This is a genomic window from Mycolicibacter sinensis (assembly GCF_001667375.1).
Taxonomy (GTDB): domain Bacteria; phylum Actinomycetota; class Actinomycetes; order Mycobacteriales; family Mycobacteriaceae; genus Mycobacterium; species Mycobacterium sinense_A.
In genome coordinates this window covers 162,818-181,264 of sequence record NZ_LZIN01000019.1, presented here as the reverse complement: position 1 = coordinate 181,264, position 18,447 = coordinate 162,818, and the positions used below count along the sequence as shown (strand labels likewise).

At 70.4% G+C, this 18,447-nt stretch carries 17 protein-coding genes; 12 read left to right on the top strand and 5 right to left on the bottom strand.

Going from position 1 to position 18,447, the window contains the following annotated elements; genetic code table 11:
- The first annotated feature begins 278 nt into the window (after positions 1-278).
- The 6 genes from zwf to metK all read left to right on the top strand — a co-directional run bounded on the left by zwf (position 279) and on the right by metK (position 6,098).
- Entirely contained in the window at positions 279-1,742 is a 1,464-nt protein-coding gene (gene zwf / locus A5771_RS04160; RefSeq protein ID WP_064853920.1) for a glucose-6-phosphate dehydrogenase, read from the top strand.
- 433 nt (positions 1,743-2,175) lie between these two features.
- The gene (gene mihF / locus A5771_RS04155; protein ID WP_003932123.1) at positions 2,176-2,493 is read left to right on the top strand and encodes an integration host factor, actinobacterial type; all 318 of its coding nucleotides are present in this window, start codon (positions 2,176-2,178) and stop codon (positions 2,491-2,493) included.
- 7 nt (positions 2,494-2,500) lie between these two features.
- The gene (gene gmk / locus A5771_RS04150; RefSeq protein WP_064853919.1) at positions 2,501-3,103 is read left to right on the top strand and encodes a guanylate kinase; all 603 of its coding nucleotides are present in this window, start codon (positions 2,501-2,503) and stop codon (positions 3,101-3,103) included.
- Positions 3,104-3,167: 64 nt separating this feature from the next.
- Positions 3,168-3,488 (top strand): DNA-directed RNA polymerase subunit omega, encoded by a 321-nt coding sequence (gene rpoZ, locus A5771_RS04145; protein WP_064853918.1) that lies wholly within the window; start codon positions 3,168-3,170, stop codon positions 3,486-3,488.
- Positions 3,489-3,510: 22 nt separating this feature from the next.
- On the top strand, positions 3,511-4,761 hold the full coding sequence (gene coaBC / locus A5771_RS04140; RefSeq protein WP_064853917.1) for a bifunctional phosphopantothenoylcysteine decarboxylase/phosphopantothenate--cysteine ligase CoaBC: 1,251 nt from the start codon (positions 3,511-3,513) through the stop codon (positions 4,759-4,761).
- A 125-nt stretch (positions 4,762-4,886) separates the two neighbouring features.
- Positions 4,887-6,098, top strand: coding sequence for a methionine adenosyltransferase (metK, locus tag A5771_RS04135; protein WP_064853916.1), 1,212 nt, complete (start codon positions 4,887-4,889; stop codon positions 6,096-6,098).
- Between the two features lie 76 nt (positions 6,099-6,174).
- Here metK and A5771_RS04130 read toward each other — a convergent pair whose 3' ends face one another.
- The 3 genes from A5771_RS04130 to A5771_RS04120 all read right to left on the bottom strand — a co-directional run bounded on the left by A5771_RS04130 (position 6,175) and on the right by A5771_RS04120 (position 9,064).
- On the bottom strand, positions 6,175-7,662 hold the full coding sequence (locus A5771_RS04130; protein WP_064853915.1) for a flavin-containing monooxygenase: 1,488 nt from the start codon (positions 7,660-7,662) through the stop codon (positions 6,175-6,177).
- Positions 7,663-7,725: 63 nt separating this feature from the next.
- On the bottom strand, positions 7,726-8,112 hold the full coding sequence (locus A5771_RS04125) for a VOC family protein (protein WP_064853914.1): 387 nt from the start codon (positions 8,110-8,112) through the stop codon (positions 7,726-7,728).
- A 4-nt stretch (positions 8,113-8,116) separates the two neighbouring features.
- Positions 8,117-9,064 (bottom strand): alpha/beta hydrolase, encoded by a 948-nt coding sequence (locus A5771_RS04120; protein WP_064853913.1) that lies wholly within the window; start codon positions 9,062-9,064, stop codon positions 8,117-8,119.
- Here A5771_RS04120 and A5771_RS04115 point away from each other — a divergent pair.
- Positions 9,063-9,779 (top strand): lysoplasmalogenase, encoded by a 717-nt coding sequence (locus tag A5771_RS04115; protein ID WP_234782939.1) that lies wholly within the window; start codon positions 9,063-9,065, stop codon positions 9,777-9,779. The genes A5771_RS04120 and A5771_RS04115 overlap by 2 nt on opposite strands.
- A gap of 13 nt (positions 9,780-9,792) precedes the next feature.
- Here the strand turns inward: A5771_RS04115 and A5771_RS04110 are convergent, their stop codons facing one another.
- Positions 9,793-11,142 carry a DUF4226 domain-containing protein gene (locus tag A5771_RS04110; protein WP_064853912.1) on the bottom strand — a complete coding sequence of 450 codons (1,350 nt, stop codon included), beginning with the start codon at positions 11,140-11,142 and terminating at the stop codon, positions 9,793-9,795.
- Positions 11,143-11,348: 206 nt separating this feature from the next.
- Between A5771_RS04110 and A5771_RS04105 the strand changes: the two genes are divergently transcribed.
- A complete protein-coding gene (locus A5771_RS04105) occupies positions 11,349-13,292 on the top strand; it encodes a primosomal protein N' (RefSeq protein ID WP_064853963.1) in 1,944 nt (647 codons plus the stop codon).
- Between the two features lie 6 nt (positions 13,293-13,298).
- Here the strand turns inward: A5771_RS04105 and A5771_RS04100 are convergent, their stop codons facing one another.
- Positions 13,299-14,282: an Acg family FMN-binding oxidoreductase gene (locus tag A5771_RS04100; protein ID WP_428844382.1), complete on the bottom strand. Its 984-nt coding sequence runs from the start codon at positions 14,280-14,282 to the stop codon at positions 13,299-13,301.
- A 106-nt stretch (positions 14,283-14,388) separates the two neighbouring features.
- Here A5771_RS04100 and fmt point away from each other — a divergent pair, with 106 nt between their 5' ends.
- Genes fmt through ribD form a run of 4 tightly spaced genes read left to right on the top strand, consistent with a single transcriptional unit; the run spans position 14,389 to position 18,433 of the window.
- On the top strand, positions 14,389-15,321 hold the full coding sequence (fmt, locus tag A5771_RS04095; protein ID WP_064853962.1) for a methionyl-tRNA formyltransferase: 933 nt from the start codon (positions 14,389-14,391) through the stop codon (positions 15,319-15,321).
- Entirely contained in the window at positions 15,318-16,709 is a 1,392-nt protein-coding gene (locus tag A5771_RS04090) for an RsmB/NOP family class I SAM-dependent RNA methyltransferase (protein ID WP_064853910.1), read from the top strand. Before fmt ends, A5771_RS04090 begins: the two co-directional genes overlap by 4 nt.
- Before the next feature lie 4 nt (positions 16,710-16,713).
- On the top strand, positions 16,714-17,391 hold the full coding sequence (gene rpe / locus A5771_RS04085) for a ribulose-phosphate 3-epimerase (RefSeq protein WP_207545383.1): 678 nt from the start codon (positions 16,714-16,716) through the stop codon (positions 17,389-17,391).
- Between the two features lie 10 nt (positions 17,392-17,401).
- Entirely contained in the window at positions 17,402-18,433 is a 1,032-nt protein-coding gene (gene ribD, locus A5771_RS04080; RefSeq protein WP_064853908.1) for a bifunctional diaminohydroxyphosphoribosylaminopyrimidine deaminase/5-amino-6-(5-phosphoribosylamino)uracil reductase RibD, read from the top strand.
- The last annotated feature ends 14 nt before the right edge of the window (positions 18,434-18,447 follow it).

The window sequence follows — 18,447 nt, the reverse complement described above, 5'->3', positions numbered from 1 at the left end:
TGCTCGAAGGTAATCGATCGAACCCTCGAAGCGGCTGTGAACGCAACGTCTGGTCACTGTGAAACATTAACCGGCAGTAGGAGATACGAGTCTCAGGAAAACTCGAAGGTAAGCTGTGACCAGGCTGTCAGCCGCGCTTTTCCCTTCAGGCTATGCCCGGTTATCCGGAGAAACCCGCGCTAGCAAGACCAGGATGAAACGATGGGCACCACCAGAAAAAAGCCCGGTAGGTCGTTCGTGGCAGGCGAATTCCTGCCGGCGAACTGACGGGGGAGAAGATGCGCAGTTCTGACCACGCCGCACCCGACGCGGCACCGCACGTGGTGGTGTTGTTCGGCGCCACCGGCGATTTGGCCCGCCGCAAGCTGCTCCCGGGCCTGTTTCACCTGTCGCGGTCCAAGCTGGCGCCTCAGCTGCGCATCGTCGGCACCTCGCTCGACGACCTGGACGACGGCGCCTTCCGCAAGATCGCGGTCGCCGCATGCGAACAGTCGTCGCACGGTGCGGCTTCGCCGGACGAGAGCCAGAACTGGGCGCAGAACCTGACCTATGTGCCGCAGCACGGCGGGCCCGAGGCGCTGGCAGCGGCGGTGCGCTCGCAAGCGGCACAGCTCGACCTCCCCGGCGGCCAGGAGCCGCAGCTGCTGCACTACCTGAGTGTTCCGCCGTCAGCGGCGATCCCGGCGATCCGGATGCTGGAGCAGGCGAACCTGGTCGACGGCGCGGCGGTCGTCATGGAGAAACCCTTCGGCACCGACCTGGACAGTGCGGTCGAACTCAACGCCTCGATCCACCAGACCTTCGACGAATCGCAGATCTTCCGCATCGACCATTTCCTCGGCAAGGAGGCGGCGCAGAACATTCTGGCGTTCCGGTTCGCCAACGGCCTGTTCGAACCCATTTGGAACCGCACCTTCATCGACCACATCCAGATCGACATCCCGGAGAAGCTGTCCCTGGAGGGCCGGGCCGCCTTCTACGAGCCGACCGGCGCGTTCAAGGACATGGTGGTCACCCATTTGTTCCAGGTGCTGGCGTTCGTCGCGATGGAGGCGCCGACAGAGCTGGCCTCCGATGCGATCAGCGTGGAGAAGAACAAGGTCTTCCGGTCCATGGTGCCGCTGGATCCGCACAACGTGGTCCGCGGCCAGTACCGCGGCTACCGCGACGAGCCGGGGGTGGCGCCGGACTCGGACACCGAGACATTCGTCGCACTCAAGTGCGAGATCGACAACTGGCGCTGGGCGGGGGTGCCGTTCTACCTGCGCACCGGCAAATGCCTGGCCGAGGGTCAGCGGATCATCTCGATCGCCTTCCGCGAGCCGCCCCGGAGCATGTTCCCGGCCGGCTCGGGGGTCGGAGCGCACGGCCCGGACCACCTCACCTTCGACTTGGCGGACCAGGCGAAGCTGTCGCTGTCGTTTTACGGCAAGCGTCCCGGACCGGGAATGAAGCTGGACAAGCACAGCATGCAGTTCCAGATGGCCGACACCGAGACCGCCGGCGATGTGCTCGAAGCCTATGAGCGGTTGATCCTGGACGCGATGCGCGGCGACCGCACGCTCTACACGCACGCGCAGGGCATCGAGCGGCTGTGGCAGGTCTCGGCGCCGTTGCTGGACGATCCGCCGCCGGTACGCTGCTACGACATCGGCTCCTGGGGGCCCAACGCCGTCCACCAGCTCATCGCGCCGCACGCCTGGCGGCTACCGTTCGACCGGACGTGGCGCAGCGGTAGGTAGCCGCGCAGCGGCCCGCGGTGCGAACGCCGGTCCTGCCCGCTCGGACGTCATCGGAACAGCTTCGACACGCCCGACACGCCGTGAAGTGCGAATTCAATGCTGCCGGGGTCCTACCGGTCTCCCAAGCGCCGGAAGGGGCCCGGCGGGGTCGCCCGTCCGGCCCGCCGCCCCCAGGTGAAACCCCAGCTCACACGTGGTTTTTCCGGTCCCCGCCCGGGTGTGAGCGGTTGCGGTGGACCCGGGCGCATAGTCACCGGCGGCTCCGGTCGGACTGCCGTGCTCAGCCGCCGCACGCTGGGCATTTGTAGCCGGAAGCGGGGGGTGGGGTTAGATTTCGTCAGACGGCGTGGGTACGGTCGTCGTCTCTGGCGGGAGTACCCGGCCGAGACAAGGAAAACATCGGCGTTGTCGATGATGACGAGACGGAGGAATCGTGGCCCTTCCCCAGTTGACCGACGAGCAGCGCGCCGCCGCGTTGGAGAAGGCGGCGGCCGCGCGTCGGGCCCGAGCAGAGCTCAAGGACCGGCTGAAGCGTGGCGGCACCAACCTCAAGCAGGTGCTCAAGGATGCCGAGACCGACGAGGTCTTGGGCAAGATGAAGGTCTCTGCGCTGCTGGAGGCGTTGCCGAAGGTCGGCAAGGTCAAGGCGCAGGAGATCATGACTGAGCTGGAGATCGCCCCCACCCGCCGGTTGCGCGGCCTGGGCGACCGGCAGCGCAAGGCGCTGCTGGAAAAGTTCGACTTCTCCTGACCTGTCAGTGAATGCCGGTGGAGGACCGGACAGCCGGCACGCGGGACGCGTGGTGGTGCTGTCCGGTCCATCCGCGGTCGGTAAGTCGAGTCTGGTCCGGTGCCTGCGCGAGCGGGTACCGGGCCTGTATTTCAGCGTGTCGGCTACCACCCGGGCGCCGCGGCCCGGAGAGGTCGACGGCGTCGACTACCGGTTCGTGACGCCAGAGGAGTTCGACCGGCTGATCGAGGCCGACGCACTGCTGGAGTGGGCCGACATCCACGGCGGCCTGCAGCGATCGGGAACCCCAGCGGCTCCGGTCGCGGAGGCGACCAGGGCGGGCCGACCCGTGCTGATCGAGGTCGACCTGGCCGGCGCCCGGGCCATCAAGAAGGCCCTGCCGGAGGCCGTCACGGTGTTTTTGGCGCCGCCGGACTGGGAGACGCTGCAGGCCAGGCTGGTCGGGCGAGGCACCGAATCCGCGGAGGTCATGGAACGTCGACTGGCCACCGCGCGCACCGAGCTGGCGGCGCAGGGGGACTTCGACGCGGTCGTGGTCAACAGTCGATTGGAAACCGCCTGCTCAGAATTGGTATCCTTGCTGGTGGAATCCGCATCGGACGCGGTCTGATCGACTGGACCACCGCCTCAGGCGTGATCAACCCAGCCAAAACAGCTTCAGGAGATTGTCTTAAGTGAGTACTTCGCAGACCGACGCGGCCGCGGTGACCGACGCCGATGACTTCGACCCGGCATTGATCGGCGGCTACGACACGCCGCTGGGCATCACCAATCCGCCCATCGACGAGTTGCTGCAGCGGGCGTCCAGCAAGTACGCCCTGGTGATCTACGCGGCCAAGCGGGCGCGCCAGATCAACGACTACTACAACCAGCTCGGCGAGGGCATCCTCGAATACGTCGGGCCGCTGGTCGAGCCCGGCCTGCAGGAGAAGCCGCTGTCGATCGCACTGCGTGAGATCCACGGCGACCTGCTCGAGTACACCGAAGGCGAGTAGCAGAGGTTCGGGGCCGGTACCCGTGACTGCCAAGCGGATCGTCGTCGGCGTCTCCGGCGGTATCGCCGCCTACAAGGCGTGCACGGTGGTCCGCCAGCTGGCTGAGGCCGGCCATTCGGTGCAGGTCGTGCCGACCGAATCCGCGCTGCGGTTCGTCGGGGCCGCCACCTTCGAAGCGCTCTCGGGCCAGCCGGTGCACACCGGCGTGTTCGATGACGTTCCGCATGTTCCGCACGTCGCCATCGGCCAGCAGGCCGACCTGGTGGTGGTGGCGCCGGCCACCGCCGACCTGCTGGCCCGCGCGGTCGCCGGGCGGGCCGACGACCTGCTCACCGCCACCTTGCTCACCGCCCGCTGCCCGGTGCTGTTCGCGCCGGCGATGCACACCGAGATGTGGCAGCATCCGGCCACCGTCGCCAACGTCGCGACCCTGCGGGACCGCGGCGCGGTGGTTCTCGAGCCCGCGTCGGGACGCTTGACCGGCGCCGACACCGGGCCCGGCCGGCTGCCGGAGGCCGAGGAGATCAACACCTTCGCCTCGCTGCTGCTCGAGCGCGCGGACGCGCTGCCCTACGACATGGCCGGCCACAAGGTGCTGGTGACCGCGGGCGGCACCCGGGAACCGATCGACCCGGTCCGCTTCATCGGCAATCGCAGCTCGGGCAAGCAGGGCTACGCGGTGGCCCGGGTAGCCGCCCAGCGCGGCGCCGAGGTCACTTTGATCGCCGCCCACACCGCCGGGTTGATCGATCCGGCCGGAGTCCACGTGGTGCGCGTCAGCTCGGCCCCACAGCTGCAGGACGCGGTCACCAAACACGCCCCCGAGGCGCAGGTGCTGGTGATGGCCGCCGCCGTCGCCGACTTCCGCCCGGCCCGGATGGCGCAGTCCAAGATCAAGAAGGGGCCGGGGGAGGACGACCGGCCGCCCACGATCGATCTGGTCCGCAACGACGACGTGCTGGCCGGCGCGGTCCGGGCGCGTGACGACGGGCAGCTGCCCAACCTGGCCGCCATCGTCGGTTTCGCCGCCGAGACCGGGGATGAGAACGGCGACGTGCTGTTCCACGCCCGGGCGAAACTCCAGCGCAAAGGATGCGATCTGCTGGTGGTCAACGCCGTCGGCGACGGCCGGGCCTTCGAGGTGGACCACAACGACGGCTGGCTTCTGGCCGCCGATGGAACCGAGTCCGCGCTGGAGCCCGGCTCCAAGACGCTGATGGCCAGTCGGATCGTGGATGCGATCGCGGCGTTCCTGCAGGGGCGGGGCCGATGAGGACGCTGCTACGGTAGCGAGCCGGGGGGTTGTGACGCAGGCGGGGGCAGCGCTCGAGATGCAGGCGATATATTTTCCCGGCCTAACTTTTTTGATAGTGCGGAGACGCACGGAAGGGTGACATTGTGAGCGAAAAGGGTCGGCTGTTCACCAGTGAGTCGGTGACCGAGGGACACCCCGACAAGATCTGTGACGCCATCAGCGACTCGGTGCTCGACGCACTGCTCGCCGATGACCCCCGTTCGCGGGTCGCAGTGGAAACCCTGGTCACCACCGGGCAGGTACATGTGGTCGGCGAGGTGACGACCAGCGCCCGGGAGGCCTTCGCCGACATCACCAACACAGTGCGCAAGCGCATCCTCGACATCGGCTACGACTCCTCGGACAAGGGCTTCGACGGTGAGACCTGCGGGGTCAACATCGGGATCGGGGCGCAGTCGCCCGACATCGCCCAGGGCGTCGACACCGCCCACGAGGCCCGCGTCGAGGGGGCGGCCGATCCGCTGGACTCCCAGGGCGCCGGCGACCAGGGCCTGATGTTCGGCTACGCCATCGCCGACACCCCGGAGCTGATGCCGCTGCCGATCGCGCTGGCCCACCGGCTGTCGCGGAAGCTGACCGAGGTGCGCAAGAACGGCACGCTGGACTATCTGCGCCCGGACGGCAAGACCCAGGTCACCATCGAGTACGAGGACGACGTCCCGACCCGGCTGGACACCGTGGTGATCTCCACCCAGCACGCCGACGGCATCGACCTGGTGAAAACGCTGGACCCCGATCTGCGCGAACACGTGATCTCCACGGTGCTGGCCGAACTCGCCCACGAGACCCTGGACTCCTCCTCGACCCGCATCCTGATCAACCCGACCGGCAAGTTCGTCGTCGGCGGCCCGATGGGTGACGCCGGTTTGACCGGCCGCAAGATCATCGTCGACACCTACGGCGGCTGGGCACGGCATGGCGGCGGCGCCTTCTCCGGCAAGGACCCGTCGAAGGTGGACCGCTCGGCCGCGTACGCGATGCGCTGGGTGGCCAAGAACATCGTCGCCGCCGGCTTGGCGCAGCGCGTCGAGGTGCAGGTGGCCTACGCGATCGGCAAGGCCGCCCCGGTCGGTCTGTTCATCGAGACCTTCGGCACCGCCACCGTCGACCCGGTCAAGATCGAGAAGATCGTGCCCGAGGTCTTCGACCTGCGCCCGGGCGCTATCGTGCGCGACCTGGACCTGCTGCGCCCGATCTACGCACCGACCGCCGCGTACGGCCACTTCGGTCGCACCGACATCGAACTGCCGTGGGAGCAGCTGGACAAGGTCGACGACCTCAAGCGCGCCATTTAGCTTCGCCGAGCAGACGCATAGGCCCCCGTTTCCGACCGGATTTGGGGGCTTTTGTGTCTGCTCGCGCCGTAAAAAATCAGGCGGTGAACCGGTAGTCGTCGAGATCGAAGCGCCGGCTGCGCCAGTAGGCCTCCACCGTGGTGGTGGGCCGCAGCGGGACGTCGCCGTTCTTGTCGAAGTAATAGCTGTTGGCCAGCCGGCAGCTGTCCTGCCAGAACACCTGCCGGTGCCGTTTGCTCATCATCTCGTCGAAGTAGCGGGCGTTGGCCGCCTCGGAGATCTCCACCCGGGTGGCGCTGCGCCGCCGGGCGCGGGTCAGGCAGCGCACAATGTGATGGGTCTGCGCCTCGACCAGCGCGAAATACGACGACCCGACGTAGCCGTACGGCCCGAAAATGCTGAACAGGTTGGGGAATCCGGGGATGCTGACGCCCTCGTAGGCCTGCAGGCGGTGTTCGTCCCAGAACCGGCTCAGCGACTGGCCGCCGGCGCCGGTGACCGCGAACGTGGGGATGTTGTCGCTGTCCATCACCTTGAACCCGGTGGCCAGGATGAGGACGTCGACGTCGTGTGCGGTCCCGTCGGCGGTGACGACGCCGGTGGGGGTGATCCGCGCGATGGGATCGACCACAAGGTGGACGTTGTCGCGGTTGAACGTCGACAGGTAGGTGTTGTGGAAGCCGGGCCGCTTGCAGCCCACCGCGTAGCGCGGGGTGAGCTGCGCACGCACCACCGGATCGCGCACCTGCCGGCGCAGGTAGGCCCGACCGGCGGACTCCATGCGTTTGGCCAGTGGAAACACCGTGAAGTACTGCGCCGCGATCGGAAACGTCGCCTCGACGTAGGCCTGGCTGGTCAGCCGCTGCAGTGCCTTGCCGCCGGGCAACCGCATTGACCAGCGGACCGGCGCCGGCAGTGGCAGGTCCAGCTTCGGGAAACACCAGATCGGGGTGCGCTGAAAAACGGTGAGCTGCGCGACTTTCGGCGCGATCTCGGGTATCACCTGCACCGCCGACGCCCCGGTGCCGATCACCGCGACGCGCTTGCCGGTTAGGTTTTGCGAGTGGTCCCAGCGCGCGGTGTGGATGGTCACCCCGCCGAACGTGTCGACACCGTCGATCTCGGGCAGCTTCGGTGTGGTGAGCACGCCGCTGGCGTTGATCAGAAACCGCGCCGTGAGCACTCCGCCGGCCGCATCTAGCTGCACCCGCCACAGATCGGCCCGATCATCGAACTCGGCCGCAAGCACCTTGGTGGCGAACCGGATCCGGGAACGCAGCCCGTACTTGTCGACGCAGTGCTCGGCGTAGTTCTTCAACTCCCGGCCCGGCGCGTAGGTGCGCGACCACTCGGTGCTCTGCTCGAAGGAGAACTGATACGAGAAGGACGGAATGTCCACGGCGATACCTGGATAGGTGTTCCAGTGCCAGGTCCCGCCGACGCCGTCGCCGGCCTCGATGATCAGATAGTCGGTCATGCCGGCTCGGTCGAGGCCGATCGCGGCACCGATGCCGGAGAAGCCGGCGCCGACGATCAGGACCTCGTGGTCGGGGTTGTCGGTCACGGCGGCTCCTCGTCGGGCGATACCGGTCGACGGTAGCGCGTCGATCAGCGCGCCGGTGGCGCGTTAGCGCGAATCCGGCGGGTCGAGCCGCCACGGCGGGTTACGGCGGGTCTCCCCGGCGTGAAACAGGCACAGCGGATGGCCGTCGGGATCACGCAGCCTGGCCTCGCGCCACAGCCAGGGCATATCCGTCGGCGGCTGGCTGAATTCGGCCAAGCCCCGTAGGCGCTGGTATTGGCCGTCGAGGTCGTCGGTTTCGAAGTAGACCGTCACCTGCTCGCCGGCCGGGATGGCGCTGACCCGTTCCACCGAAAAGGTGCTGCCCCCGGCGGGACATTCGAAGCGCAGGTAGTCGTCGGTCTTGACGATCAGCCGCAGACCCAGCAGCCGGTAGAACCGCTCCGACCGGTCGATGTCGGTCGAGCCGACGGTGACCTGGTTCAGCCGCATCGGATCAACCGTGCAGGGCCGTTTTCAGCGCCGCCAGGCCGCGGTCGGTGGCCTCGGTGGCCGCCGGGATCACCCCGGCGTAGCCCAGGTAACCGTGCACCAGCGTGGTGGCGTTGTGCACCTGAACCGGCACCCCGGCCGCGGACAGCAGTTCGCCGTAGCGGAGGCCGTCGTCGCGTAGCGGGTCATGGCCGGCCACGGCGATGTACGCCGGCGGCAGGCCGGCCAGGTTCGCCGCACGTGCGGGGGCCAGCGTCGGCGGCGGATCGCTCAGGTCGACGCCGGCGGCATAGGCCAGGGTCAACGCGGCGATCGCGTCCCGGTCGATGATCGGCGCATCAGCGTTCTCGCTGAACGACGGCAACGTGATGTCGTAGGTGGTGGCCGGATACCACAGCAGCTGAAAGCAGATGGCCGGCCCGCCGGCATCGCGGGCCAGCTGAGACACCACCGCGGCCAGGTTGCCGCCCGCCGAATCCCCGGCCACCGCCAGCCGGGCCGGGTCGACGCCGAGCTCGGCGGCATGCCCCGCCACCCACTCGGTGGCCGCCAGCGCATCCTGCACGGCGGCCGGGAACGGATGCTCGGGGGCCAACCGGTAGTCCACCGACACCACCACCGCATCGGCGTCGACCGCATGCTGGCGGGCGGTGCCGTCGTGGGTGTCGAGGTCGCCGGCGACGAAACCGCCGCCGTGGAAGAACACCACCACGGCGGCGGGGCCGTTGGCCGCACTCGGTGGCCGGTAGATGCGCACCGGCAGGTCCCCGCCGGGGCCGTCGATGACGCGGTCCTCGCTGGGCAGGTCGGGGTAGACCGGCCGGCGTGGCAGGTCACGCATCTGGCGGCGCGCCGCCTCGACGCCGTCGGCAAGTGTCAGTCGGAAGGGGACGACGTCCAGTACCTTCAGCACTATGGGGTCGATAGCGGAGTCATCGTCGGTGAGTGACATCAGACCACCGTACGCAACGCGCCTGGTCCCCACCGCCTGGGCTGCGGCCGGTTGGGCTGGTGTGGGTTACGGCATCTTTCTGACCGTGCTGGCGTTGCGGTCGGCGCCGGGGGAGGAGTTGACCGGGCACTGGGTGGGCCAGCCGGCGTTCAAGGCGTCGATGGCGGTGCTGCTGGCCGTCGCCGCGGTCGCGCACCCGATCCTGCGCGAGGCGCGCTGGCTGATCCCCGCACTGATCCTGTCGGCCGCCGGTGACTGGCTGCTGGCGATCCCGTGGTGGGAGCCGTCCTTCGTCGCCGGACTGACAGCATTCCTGTTGGCGCACTTGTGTTTTCTGGGGGCACTGATTCCGCTGGCAGTGGTTTCCCGGGGCAGGCTCATCGGGGTGGCACTGACCGGCGTGAGTTGCCTGGCGCTGCTGGTGTGGTTCTGGCCCGGCCTGGCCCGCGACGGTATGACGGTTCCGGTGACCGTCTACGTCGTGGTGCTCGGCGCCATGGTGTGCGCGGCTTTGCTGGCGAAGCTGCCCACCCGATGGACCGCGGTGGGCGCGGTGTTCTTCGCCGTGTCGGACGCCATGATCGCGATCAGCCGGTTCGTATTGGGCAACGAGGTGCTTGCGGTGCCGATCTGGTGGACGTACGCAGCGGCGCAACTGCTCATCACCGCCGGCTTCTTCTTCGGCCGCTCCGATGCCGGCGCACCCGCCGGCTGAAATCTGCTGGCACTCAATGCCGGTGACCACCGGTGCCTAAACGTATCCGTTCGGGGTCGAATGCCGGAAGCCGACGGCGATGCGGTGCGGTCATGTGGTCGCGCGCCAGCGCATCGCCGTGGCCGGAGGCGATGTCGCCGATGCTGAACAGCGACTCGGTGCCCGGTGCGAAGTAGGAGCTGTGGCCGGCCATCGGCCAGGACGGGCCCGGGGTCTCGGCCTTGAACCGGGTAGATCCGTAGCCGTCGCCGGCCGGATCGCGGCCGAGCCCGACCGTCGCCGCGGTGCCGGGCACCGGTAGTTGCGGCTCACCGGCGAATGCGGTGATCGGGTCCGAGGAGGCCGCCCCGACATAGACGTGCCCCGTCGCGGGCAGGTGAAAGTCCTTGGCGCTGTGCGCCAGGTCGGTTCCCGGCGAACCGACGAGCACCACGTCGTCGGCCCGCATCCCGAAGCCGGCCGCGGCATCAGCCACCGCCGTCGAGCCGTAGGAATGCCCGATCACCGTGATATGCGTGGCCCCGCGGTGTGCGGCCCGCAGGGCGCTGACCTCCGCAGCCAGCAGGCTGCCGCCGGATCTTGCGGAATTCGGTTGTGCCACCGCGGGATCGAAAAAGCTGTCCGGAGCGCGGTAGCCCATCCACACGATGACCGAATTCGATCGCGCCGGATCGGCGCGGACGACCTCGCGGTAGACGTTCACCCCGTCCGGATGCGACAGGTAGCCGTCGCGGACGCTGCTGTGTGCCCCCGGCACCAGCACCGTGGTGTTGTCGGCGGTGTCGGGATCACCGATCGCGATGGCGGCCCGTCCCCGGCCACCGAACGCCGCCGGGTCGTAGGTGATCAGCAGCACCGGGCCGTCACCCCCGTTGGCCCGCAGGCCGTCCCGAACCCGTAGGGCGTTGTAGTAGCGGATCATGTCCGCGGCGCTGATCGTCTCGGTGGCGTTCTCCACCCGGTCGATGTCGTCGGCGAGCAGCTGCCGGTTGACCCGATCGCGAACGCCGGCCGGGACGCCGTGGTAGCCGGCAGCCAGCTGCCCCAGCAGCGCCGTGCGGGCCCGGTCGTCGGCGGCGGCGGCGGCGACCACCCGGCGGATGTCTCGGGTCTTGGCGGCCAGAAACAGCTGGAATTGGCGGGCGCCGGCCGCGGTGTCCAATGCCGGCTGATCGCTCAACGCCTCCCGGATCTCGGCGCCGATGGCGTCCAGGCGCCGACGGCCGTCGCGGGCGTGCGCCACCGCATCACGCAGCGTCGCGGACAGCAGCTGATCGGTGCGCGCCGCGGACTGCTGCCGGGACCGGAGTAACACCTCGCGGGCTCGTGCCGCCTCCGCATGGGCGCCGCGCTCGTCGGGCATACCGCAGCAAGCTAATTCAGCGCCGCCGACGGCGCGGTCGTCGATCCACAGACCGCCCCGGTTGTGATCCGGCGGCTGCCGCGGTCGGCGGAGTCTGCTAGACCTGCGTGGTGAGCGTCGAACCCGGCGGTTCAGCGAGGCTCGACGAAGGAGAGCCGACGCTGGGACCGCCGCATGAACCCGAACCCATAGCCCGGGTGCTGCCGATGCTCTCGGTGCCGCACCTGGACCGCGAGTTCGACTACCTGGTCACCCCCGAGCAGTCCGAGGACGCTCGGCCCGGCGCACGGGTACGGGTGCGCTTTCACGGCCGGCTGGTCGACGCCTTCATCTGGGAGCGCCGTGCCGATACCGACCATGCCGGCCGGCTGGGCCGGCTCGAGCGGGTGATCTCCAGCGAACCGGTGCTCACCGCCGAGGTCCGCCGGCTGGTGGAGGCGGTGGCCGCCCGCTACGCCGGGACCCGGGCCGACGTGCTGCGGCTGGCGGTACCGCCGCGGCACGCCCGGGTGGAACGCGAGACGGTGACACCGGCCGAGGCACCGCTGCCCGCACCGGTCGATCCGGCGGGCTGGCAGCGCTACCGGGCGGGCGGGCCGCTTTTGGCGGCGCTCGGCGAAGGCCGGGCCGCGCGGGCGGTGTGGCAGGTACTGCCCGGCGATTCCTGGGTAGACCGGATTTCGGAGGCCGCCGCACAGACCATTCGCGCGGGGCGCACGGCCTTGGCGATCGTTCCCGACCAGCGAGACATCGACGCAGTGTGGAGCGCCGCAACGGCGCGGATCGACGAGTCCGCGGTCGTCGCGCTGTCGGCGGGTCTGGGGCCGGCCACCCGCTACCGGCGCTGGCTGTCGGTGCTACGCGGCGGGGCCCGCCTGGTGATCGGCACCCGCAGTGCGGTGTTCGCCCCGCTTGCCGACCTGGGACTGGTCATGGTCTTCGACGACGGCGATGACAACCTCGCCGAGCCGCGGGCGCCCTACCCGCACGCCCGCGAGGTGGCGATGCTGCGGGCGCACCTGTCGGGTTGCGCCGCACTGATCGGCGGCTACGCGCGCACCGCCGAGGCGCACGCGCTGGTCCGCGCCGGCTGGGCGCATGACGTGGTGGCGTCGCGGACGGTGCTGCGGGCGGCGGCGCCGCGGGTGGTGGCCCTCGATGACACCGGATACGCCGAAGAGCGTGACGCCGCGGCGCGCACCGCCCGGCTGCCCTCGGTGGCGCTGCAGAGCGCGCGCAGTGCGCTGGCCGCCGGTGCGCCGGTGCTGGTGCAGGTGCCGCGGCGTGGGTATGTGCCGTCGCTGGCGTGCGGGCGCTGCCGCGCCATCGCCCGATGCCGGCACTGCACCGGTCCGCTGGCGCTGCCCGAACGCGGTGGCGCCGCCGGCTGTCGTTGGTGCGGCCGGGCCGAGCCGGCGCTACGGTGCGCGCGCTGCGGATCGGATACGGTGCGGGCGGTGGTCGTCGGGGCCCGGCGCACCGCCGAAGAACTCGGCCGGGCTTTCCCGGGTACGGCGGTCATCACGTCCGCCGGGGACACCATCGTCGATCGCACGGGCGACGGCCCCGCCCTGGTGATCGCCACGCCCGGCGCCGAGCCACGCGCTCCGCAGGGGTACGGGTCAGCACTGCTGCTGGACAGCTGGGCGCTGCTGGGCCGCCAGGACCTGCGGGCCGCCGAGGACACCTTGCGGCGCTGGATGGCGGCCGCCGCCCTGGTGCGCGACCGGGAGTCCGGCGGGGTGGTGACGGTGGTCGCGGAATCGTCGATTCCGACCGTGCAGGCCCTCATCCGGTGGGATCCGGTCGGCCACGCCGACGCCGAGCTGGCCACCCGCACCGAAGTCGGGTTGCCACCGGCGGTGCACATCGCGGCCCTCGACGGCGACCCGGATTCGGTGGCCGCGCTGCTGGAGCAGGCGCGACTACCCGACGGCGCCGACGTGCTCGGCCCGGTGCCGCTACCGCCGGGGGTGCGGCGCCCGGCTGGCGTCCCGGCCGAGCTGCCGGTGATCCGGATGCTGGCCCGGGTCGGCCGCGATCACGGCCTGGCACTGGCCGCGGCGCTGCGCCACGGCGTCGGGGTGCTCAGCGCCCGCGGGTCGCATCATCCGGTGCGGGTACAACTGGACCCGCTGCATATCGGCTGAGGGTGGTTATCCGCCCGGCATCTGCAGGACGTCGTCGAGCGGGCGCCGCGAGGTGAGGCGCGGTGGTTCCTCGCCCGCCGGAGCGTGCCCGATCCGGATCAGGATCTGCGGTACGCCGTCGCCGCCCACCAGCGTCTCGACGATCTCCCTGGCGACCTGAACCTCGGTGAGGTGGGTCAGCGGGCAGGTGGCCAGACCGGCCATCGTGGCCTCCAGCAGAACCACCGAGAGTGCTTCACCGGTCGCCAACGCCGCGGCGCGGGAGTCGGTATCGGTGGACAGCACCACGATCACCGCCTGATCCTGGAGGATCCGGACACGTTGCTCAGGGTGGCGGGCGGGCGGAAACGCTCGGCCGATATCGACCCGGTCACCTTCGGCCGCTGAGGCCAACGCGCTGTAGGGGATACCCGCCGATTCCGCGAAAGGAACTGTCCACCGGCGCAATTCGGCGTGGTAGGTGGAATCGTAGAGCCGTAACGACTCGGCGAGCTGTGAGGCCTGCACCAGGCGGGGCCGGGCGTCCTCCGGCAGGACATCCAGGTGCACGGCGTGCTGATCGAGGCGGTCACGCAGCACCGGTTCGAACAGTTCCCAGTTTGCGGGAGACTGCAAAGGCAAGCGGTCACTGCGGCGTTCCCGGATCGCTGCGGCCCGGCGGCGGTGTCCCTCGGTGACGTGATCGAGCCGGGCGAATCGGATCGACGCAAGATGGTTGGGGTCGTTGGGATTGGGAAACCGCTCGATGTCGGCGCGCAGGCCCGCTGCGCACAGCGCCACCCGAAGGTGGCCCAGCGCCGCGCCGCAACCGATGATCGCCTCACGCCCGGCCCGGTCGGTCGGCAACACCCGGTGCGGGTCGAGGAACAACTGCAGCGCAGCGCCGTCGAACACCCACCGCCACGGCTGGATGTTGTGTAGCGACGGGGCACGGCAGGCTGCCTCGACCGCATCCCGGACGGTCTGGGCTTCCACCATCACGGCAGACAAGGTGACCTCCGATCGCTACCCCGCCTTCCATGATGGCGCGACTCCGAAGCCGGCGAAAGGGTCGTTGGTACTCGGGGCCGTCCCGCGGCTTCCTTAAACTGTGCCGGTGCGCATCGTCTTCGCCGGCACTCCGGACACCGCGTTGCCATCGTTGCAACGGCTGATCGACTCGCCCCGCCACGAGGTGGTCGCGGTACTGACCCGGCCCGACGCGGCCTCCGGCCGGCGCGGGCACCTGCAGCCGTCTCCGGTGGCGCAACGCGCCCTGGACCACGACATCCCGGTGCTGCGGCCGCACCAGCCGAACTCGGCCGAGTTCGTCGCCGAGCTGGCCGAGCTCGCACCGGAGTGCTGCCCGGTCGTCGCCTACGGGGCGCTGCTGCGCGACGGATTGTTGGCGGTACCGCAGCACGGCTGGGTCAACCTGCACTTCTCGCTGCTGCCGGCCTGGCGGGGCGCCGGCCCGGTGCAGGCGGCCATCGCCGCCGGCGACGAGGTGACCGGCGCGACGACGTTTGAGATCGAGCCGGAACTCGATTCGGGGCCGGTGTACGGGGTGCTGACCGAGACGATCCGGCCCGACGACACCGCCGGGCAGCTGCTGGAACGGTTGGCGGTCGCGGGCGCCGAACTGCTGGCGGCCACCCTCGACGGGATCGCCGACGGCGCGCTGAAGGCGGTGCCGCAGTCGCGCGACGGGGTCAGCTACGCCCCGAAGATCAGCGTCGACGACGCGCGGGTGCGCTGGGATCTGCCCGCTCCCGTGATCGAGCGCCGCATCCGTGCCGTCACCCCGGCGCCGGGGGCCTGGACGGTGATCGGTGACCTGCGTGTCAAGCTCGGCCCGGTGGCCGTCACCGACGACGGTCCACAAGACTTGGCGGCCGGGAACATTCACGTCGACCGGCGCAGCGTCTGGATCGGCACCGGATCGGTGCCGGTGCGTTTGGGGCAGATCCAGCCGCCCGGAAAGAAGCCCATGAACGCTGCCGACTGGGCGCGCGGCGCCCGGCTAGACCCGGGTTTGCGGGCGTCATGACCGGACCGTCGCGCCGGCGGCCGCAAAGCGGGCCGCGCCAACCGCGTCGCAAACCGCTGGATCCGGCCCGTCGTGCCGCATTCGACGTGCTGCGGGCGGTCTCGCAACGTGACGCCTATGCCAACCTGGCGCTGCCGGCGTTGCTGTCCGAGCGCGGGATCACCGGCCGCGACGCGGCTTTCGCCACCGAACTGACCTACGGAACCTGTCGGGTCCGCGGACTGCTCGACGCGATCATCGGAGCGGCGGCGCAGCGCTCGCCCGATGCGATCAACCCGGTGCTGCTGGACCTGCTGCGGCTGGGCAGCTACCAGCTACTGCGCACCCGGGTCGACGCGCACGCCGCGGTGTCCACCACGGTCGAGCAGGCGGCCATCGAATTCGACTCGGCCCGAGCAGGTTTCGTCAACGGCGTGCTGCGCACCATCAGCACCCGCGACGAAGCGTCCTGGACCGCGGAGCTCGCACCGGACCCGGCCGCCGACCCGATCGGCCACGCGGCGTTCACCCACGCGCACCCGCGCTGGATCGCGCAGGCCTTCGCCGACGCGTTGGGATCGGCCGCCGGCGAACTCGACGCGCTGCTGGCCGCCGACGACGAGCGTCCCCAGGTGCATCTGGCCGCCCGTCCCGGCGTGCTGACCGCTGCCGAACTGGCTGCCGCGGTGGACGGCACTCCTGGCCGGTACTCGCCGTACGCGGTGTACCTGCCCGGCGGCGACCCCGGTCGGCTGCAACCGGTGCGCGACGGCCACGCCCTGGTCCAGGACGAGGGCAGCCAATTGGTGGCCCGCGCGTGCGCGCTGGCCCCGGTGGACGGTGACAGCGGGCGGTGGCTGGACCTGTGTGCCGGCCCGGGCGGCAAGACCGCGCTGCTGGCCGCGCTCGGGGCGCAGGCCGGGGCCCGGGTGACCGCGGTGGAGCAGTCGCCCCAGCGTGCCGCCCTGGTCGCCGAGAACACCCGCGGCCTGGACGTGCAGGTGCTGACCGCCGACGGCCGCGACTCGGGTCTGCAACCCGGCTTTGACCGGGTGCTGGTCGACGTGCCCTGCACCGGTCTCGGCGCCCTGCGGCGCAGGCCCGAAGCCCGGTGGCGCAGACTGCCCGCCGATGTCCCGGTGCTGACGAAACTGCAGCGTGAGTTGCTGACCGCGGCGATCGGACTGACCCGGCCCGGGGGCGTGGTGATGTATGCGACGTGCTCGCCGCACCTGGCCGAAACGGTCGGGGTGGTGGCCGATGCGCTGCGCCGGCATCCGATGCGGGCGTTGGACACTCGAGAACTGTTCGCGCCGGTCGATGCGCTCGGAGATGGCCGGCACGTGCAGCTGTGGCCGCACCGGCACGGCACCGACGCCATGTTCGCAGCGGCGCTACAAGTAATCTGAGCCCATGCCACGACCCATGATCGCCCCGTCGATCCTGTCGGCGGACTTCGCCCGGCTCGCCGAGGAGGCCGCCGCCGTCAAGGGGGCGGACTGGTTGCACGTCGACGTGATGGACGCCCACTTCGTGCCCAACCTGACGCTGGGCCTACCGGTGGTGGAAAGCCTGCTCAAAGCCACCGACATCCCGATGGACTGCCACCTGATGATCGAGAACCCGGGCCGCTGGGCGCCGCCTTATGCCGAGGCGGGCGCCCACAACGTCACCTTCCACGCCGAGGCCACCGACAGCCCGATCGCGGTGGCCCGCGACATCCGGGCCGCCGGCGCCAAAGCCGGGCTGAGCATCAAACCGGGTACGCCGCTGGAGCCCTACCTGGAGATCCTGCCGAACTTCGACACCCTGCTGGTGATGTCGGTGGAACCGGGATTCGGCGGACAGTCCTTCATCCCGGAGGTGCTGGGCAAGGTGCGCACGGTGCGCAATCTCGTCGACGCCGGGGAGCTGAGCATCCTGGTGGAGATCGACGGCGGCATCAACGCCGACACCGTCGAACAGGCCGCTGAGGCCGGCGTCGACTGCTTCGTCGCCGGCTCGGCCGTCTACAGCGCCGAGGACCCGGCCGCCGCGGTGGAATCGTTGCGCCGCCAAGCCCGTGCCGCGTCGCCGCATCTGCGCGCATGAGCGCAGCGGCATGAGCACCGCCCCGGCCGCGACAGACGCCGCCGGCCACGACGCCGCGATGCTGCTCGCCATCGAGCAGGGGCAGCGGGTCAAGGGCAGGACCTACCCCAACCCCCCGGTGGCCCCCGTCGTCCTGGACCGCGACGGGCGGGTAGTCGGCGTCGGCGGCACCGGACCGACCGGCGAGGCCCACGCCGAGGTGGTGGCGCTGCGCCGCGCCGGTGCGCTGGCCGCCGGCGGCACGGTGGTGGTCACGCTGGAGCCCTGCAATCACCACGGCCGAACCCCGCCATGCGTGGACGCGCTACTGGCCGCCGGTGTCGCGAAGGTGGCTTACGCCGTCGACGACCCCAACCCCGAAGCGGCGGGCGGGGCGGCGCGCCTGGCCGCGGCGGGAGTCGAGGTGCTCGCCGGCGTGCAGGCCGACGCGGTGATCGCCGGGCCGCTGCGGGAGTGGCTGCACAAGCAGCGCACCGGCCTACCGCACGTCACCTGGAAGTACGCCACCAGTATTGACGGGCGCAGCGCGGCCGCCGACGGATCCAGTCAATGGATCACCAGCGAGGCCGCCCGGGCCGATCTGCACCGCCGCCGGGCGGCCGCCGACGCCATCGTGGTGGGCACCGGCACCGTGCTCATCGACGACCCGACGCTGACCGCCCGGCTGCCCGACGGCACCCTGGCCGACCGGCAGCCGCTGCGGGTGGTGGTGGGGCAGCGCGAGATCTCGGCGGACGCGCAGGTGCTCAATGACGACTCGCGCACCATGGTGATCCGCACCCACGATCCGGCCGAGGTGCTGCGGGCGCTGTCGGACCGCACCGATGTGCTGCTGGAAGGCGGTCCAACACTGGCGGGAGCGTTCCTGCGGGCCGGGGCGATCGATCGCATCCTGGCCTATGTGGCGCCGATCCTGCTGGGCGGGCCGATCACCGCCGTCGACGATGTCGGGGTGCCCAGCATCGCCCGGGCACTGCGGTGGCGATTCGACACGGTGGAGCCGATCGGCCCGGATCTGCTGCTGAGCCTGGTGCCGCACTGAACTGACTGTGCTGA

What these genes read in the sequence shown, in the direction of transcription:
- zwf (WP_064853920.1), top strand. Translation starts at nt 279, where the DNA reads ATGCGCAGTTCTGACCACGCCGCACCCGACGCGGCACCGCACGTGGTG.
- A5771_RS04125 (WP_064853914.1), bottom strand. Translation starts at nt 8,112, where the DNA reads ATGCGGCTGAACCAGGTCACCGTCGGCTCGACCGACATCGACCGGTCG.
- A5771_RS04120 (WP_064853913.1), bottom strand. Translation starts at nt 9,064, where the DNA reads ATGTCACTCACCGACGATGACTCCGCTATCGACCCCATAGTGCTGAAG.
- A5771_RS04110 (WP_064853912.1), bottom strand. Translation starts at nt 11,142, where the DNA reads ATGCCCGACGAGCGCGGCGCCCATGCGGAGGCGGCACGAGCCCGCGAG.
- A5771_RS04105 (WP_064853963.1), top strand. Translation starts at nt 11,349, where the DNA reads ATGCTCTCGGTGCCGCACCTGGACCGCGAGTTCGACTACCTGGTCACC.
- A5771_RS04090 (WP_064853910.1), top strand. Translation starts at nt 15,318, where the DNA reads ATGACCGGACCGTCGCGCCGGCGGCCGCAAAGCGGGCCGCGCCAACCG.
- rpe (WP_207545383.1), top strand. Translation starts at nt 16,714, where the DNA reads ATGCCACGACCCATGATCGCCCCGTCGATCCTGTCGGCGGACTTCGCC.
- ribD (WP_064853908.1), top strand. Translation starts at nt 17,402, where the DNA reads ATGAGCACCGCCCCGGCCGCGACAGACGCCGCCGGCCACGACGCCGCG.